The 3,048-nt window shown below is 36.5% G+C and carries 3 protein-coding genes; 2 read left to right on the top strand and 1 reads right to left on the bottom strand.

The annotated features are described in order from the left end of the window. Positions 1-191: 191 nt before the first annotated feature. Positions 192-539 (bottom strand): winged helix-turn-helix transcriptional regulator, encoded by a 348-nt coding sequence (locus tag AB3X49_RS20330; protein ID WP_002016005.1) that lies wholly within the window; start codon positions 537-539, stop codon positions 192-194. A gap of 394 nt (positions 540-933) precedes the next feature. Between AB3X49_RS20330 and AB3X49_RS20325 the strand changes: the two genes are divergently transcribed. Next, positions 934-2,097 (top strand): MFS transporter, encoded by a 1,164-nt coding sequence (locus tag AB3X49_RS20325; protein WP_201039234.1) that lies wholly within the window; start codon positions 934-936, stop codon positions 2,095-2,097. A gap of 16 nt (positions 2,098-2,113) precedes the next feature. Continuing rightward, entirely contained in the window at positions 2,114-2,953 is an 840-nt protein-coding gene (pgoN, locus tag AB3X49_RS20320) for a glyoxal/methylglyoxal reductase (RefSeq protein ID WP_483298789.1), read from the top strand. The last annotated feature ends 95 nt before the right edge of the window (positions 2,954-3,048 follow it).

Raw genomic sequence — 3,048 nt, 5'->3', positions numbered from 1 at the left:
ATCCTATATTATATACTATATACACGTATGTTAACATAAAAATGATTCCTAATTATTTGATATTGATTCTGTAACCTAGTACTGACAAGGCATGAAAGCGCATAAATTATTTTATCTATCTTAAAAATGTACATATATATAAAGAAAAAAAGGAGGAAATGGACAAATTTCTGTTCATTTTTTCCTTTTTCTTATTGTTCATCCTCTGTAATTAGCATCGATGTGTTACCACTTTTTTCAAGGTGGCATTCGCCCCAAGTACAAAGTGAATCGAGAATTGATTCTAAAGACCATCCGTAGTCAGTAAGGGAATATTCTACTTTTGGTGGTACTTGATTGTATACCTTTCTTTGAATAACCCCGTCTACTTCTAACTCGCGTAATTGCTGCGTTAACATCTTTTGTGTAATACCAGGCATTAAACGTTTTAGTTCACTCGTTCTCTTTGTACCTTTCGTTAAGTGGCAAAGAATAACGACTTTCCATTTGCCACCGATAACCTCTAAAGTCGCCTCGACAGGAATATTATATTTCTTCATATAAAAATCTCCTTTGATGAATGTAAATTTCAGTTCTTCAACAAAAGAAGCTAAATAAGTTAAATGTTACTTTTTAGTGCCTATAGCACTTTAAAGTACGTACTTTTTATCGTGTTGAATATGTTTCATAATAGCATACGTAAGAGGGAAATGAGTAGTACGGTACTAAAAAGTGCCTATGTTACTTTTGGGTACCTATCGTACTTTAAAGTGCGTTCTTCAAAAAAAGAGTGAAGCCATTCATAATAGCATTTATCAGCAGTAAAGTTATTTTTGTAGAAGATAAAAAGGCCTTTTTATCACACTATTATGATTGGATTTCTCGTATTAAGGAGGAGTTCAATTGAATTCATATGCAGTATCATCTTCGGCTGTTCAGACGAATCGAAGAAGTATGTTTGCTTTATTAGCGCTAGCAATTAGTGCATTTGGAATTGGTACAACCGAGTTTATTAGTGTCGGTTTATTACCATCTATTTCGGAAGATTTACATGTTTCTGTTACAACAGCGGGCTTAACCGTTTCTTTATACGCGTTAGGAGTGGCATTCGGTGCTCCTGTTTTAACTTCGCTAACTGCTAGTATGTCGCGAAAAACATTATTAATGTGGATTATGATTGTCTTTATTATCGGTAATGGAATTGCAGCGGTAGCAACGAGTTTTACTGTGTTACTTATCGCGAGGGTTGTCTCTGCGTTTGCACATGGCGTTTTTATGTCGATCGGATCCACAATTGCGGCTGCACTTGTACCAGAGAATAAACGTGCTAGTGCAATAGCATTTATGTTTACTGGTTTAACCGTTGCGACGATTACAGGTGTACCAATTGGAACGTTTATTGGTCAACAATTTGGCTGGAGAGCATCGTTTATGGTGATTGTGGTCATTGGAATTGTTGCCTTAGTCGCAAACAGCATGCTAATTCCGTCTAACTTAAAAAAGGGTACACGAGTATCATTTCGTGATCAATTCAAACTTATCACGAACGGAAGACTCTTACTTGTTTTCGTCATTACTGCATTAGGATACGGAGGAACATTCGTAACATTTACGTATTTATCTCCGCTATTACAAGAAGTAACAGGATTTAAATCGAGTACCGTTACAATCATTTTATTAGTGTACGGGATTGCAATTGCGATTGGGAATATGATTGGCGGAAAATTATCGAATCATAATCCAATTCGAGCACTATTTTACATGTTCTTTGTTCAAGCCATTGTATTATTCGTACTAACATTTACAGCGCAGTTTCAAGTAGCAGGGCTTATCACAATTATTTTTATGGGGCTATTCGCGTTTATGAATGTTCCAGGACTACAAGTGTATGTCGTTATATTGGCTGAGCGTTTCGTGCCGAGTGCCGTTGATATCGCATCAGCAATGAATATTGCAGCATTTAACGCAGGGATTGCCCTCGGTGCTTATTTAGGCGGCATTGTAACGAACTCGTTAGGATTAATTCATACAGCTTGGGTAGGCGGCATTATGGTAGTAGGCGCTGTTATTTTAACAGCTTGGAGTATGAACTTAGAAAAAAGAGATCAAGCAAAATAAAGGAGAGAAAAATATAATGAAAAATTTACAAAGTAAAACAACATTGCATAACGGTGTGGAAATGCCTTGGTTCGGTTTAGGTGTATTTAAAGTAGAAGATGGACCGGAACTTGTAGAGGCTGTGAAAGTAGCCATTAAAGAAGGATACCGTAGCATTGATACAGCTGCGATTTATGGAAATGAAAAAGCAGTTGGAGAAGGCATTCGCGCTGGTATAAAAGAAGCAGGAATTTCTCGAGAAGATTTATTCATTACTTCAAAAGTGTGGAACGCAGATCAAGGATATGAAACGACACTTGCTGCATACGAAGAGAGCTTAAAAAAATTAGAACTAGATTATTTAGATTTATATCTTGTCCATTGGCCTGTTGAAGGGAAATATAAAGATTCGTGGAGAGCGTTAGAAACACTTTATAAAGAAGAACGCGTGCGTGCAATTGGCGTAAGTAACTTCCAAATCCATCATCTGAAAGACGTACTGGAAGGTGCGGAAATTAAGCCGATGATTAACCAAGTAGAGTATCACCCGCGTTTAACGCAGAAAGAACTACAAGCTTTCTGTAAAGAACAAGGAATCCAAATGGAAGCATGGTCACCACTTATGCAAGGGCAATTATTAGATAATGAAACTTTACAAGAAGTTGCTGATAAGTACGGTAAAACAACAGCGCAAATCATTTTGCGTCGGGATCTTCAAAATGAAGTTGTAACGATTCCGAAATCAACGAAAGAACAGCGTATTATTGCGAATGCTAATATATTCGACTTCGAATTAACAAAAGAAGATATGGAAAAGATTGATGCTTTAAATCAGAACCACCGCGTTGGTCCAGATCCTGATAACTTTGATTTCTAATAGAGGTAAGTTCAAAGGGTGCAAAAAAGTTTGTACTCTTTTTTGTTTTGTCTATGCATAAAAAACTTTTCTAACTAAATAATACATAGTAGTAA

It is taken from the genome of Bacillus sp. C30 (assembly GCF_040838255.1).
GTDB lineage: Bacteria > Bacillota > Bacilli > Bacillales > Bacillaceae_G > Bacillus_A > Bacillus_A mycoides.
Note: the sequence above shows the minus strand (reverse complement) of the source record. Positions and strands in the feature narration are given on the sequence as shown.

Excerpts from the sequence above, each read along its gene's own strand:
- pgoN (WP_483298789.1), top strand. The coding sequence starts at position 2,114 with ATGAAAAATTTACAAAGTAAAACAACATTGCATAACGGTGTGGAAATG.
- AB3X49_RS20330 (WP_002016005.1), bottom strand. The coding sequence starts at position 539 with ATGAAGAAATATAATATTCCTGTCGAGGCGACTTTAGAGGTTATCGGT.
- AB3X49_RS20325 (WP_201039234.1), top strand. The coding sequence starts at position 934 with ATGTTTGCTTTATTAGCGCTAGCAATTAGTGCATTTGGAATTGGTACA.